We start from the raw sequence: 652 nt of genomic DNA, 5'->3' as shown, positions 1-652 counted from the left end.
ATCCGCAATCACCCACAACACCCTTACACGCAAAAATTGTGGGCCTCGTTCCCCAATATTCACGATGTTCACAAGCAGCCAGAGCAACAAGGAGCACCAGCATGAGTCAACCGATCATTCAAATGAAAAACGTGATCAAAGAGTTCACTGTGGGCGGTGGCTTTGCCAAAGAAGAGACTTTTCGAGCGTTGCAAGGCGTCAGTTTTGATCTTTACGCTGGGCGAACATTGGCTCTCGTTGGCGAATCAGGCTGCGGTAAAAGCACGTGTGCAAGGCTAATCACAAAGGTTTACCCGGCGAGCGAAGGGGAAATTCTATTTAACGGCACCAACATCAATGACATCACCTCACGACACGATATTCAAGATTATCGCAGTAAGGTGCAAATGGTGTTTCAAGACCCTTTTGGATCGCTGAACCCTACCCACACAATTCGTCATCATCTAACTCGCCCGTTGAAAATCCACAAGCAGGTGCAGCATGACCGCGAGATCCCGGCGAGATTGGAGGAACTTCTCAAGCTGGTGGAATTGCCAGAAGAGACGTTAAACAAGTACCCGCACGAACTCAGCGGCGGTCAGCGTCAGCGAGTAAATCTCGCACGCGCACTGGCCGTCGGTTCACAAATAATTTTGGCCGATGAGCCAACATC

The 652-nt window shown here is 50.0% G+C and carries 1 protein-coding gene and 1 pseudogene; both read left to right on the top strand.

Annotated elements, in window-relative coordinates:
- Positions 1 to 105, top strand: a pseudogene (locus R7093_RS26005) (ABC transporter ATP-binding protein); the annotation flags it as partial.
- A partial coding sequence (locus R7093_RS26000; RefSeq protein WP_318147117.1) for a dipeptide/oligopeptide/nickel ABC transporter ATP-binding protein occupies positions 102 to 652 on the top strand: 551 nt, incomplete at its 3' end. The pseudogene R7093_RS26005 and the gene R7093_RS26000, both read left to right, overlap by 4 nt.

The organism is Vibrio sp. 1580, assembly GCF_033340055.1.
The sequence above is the reverse complement of the archived record's forward strand: the minus strand, read 5'-3'. Positions and strand labels throughout refer to the sequence as shown.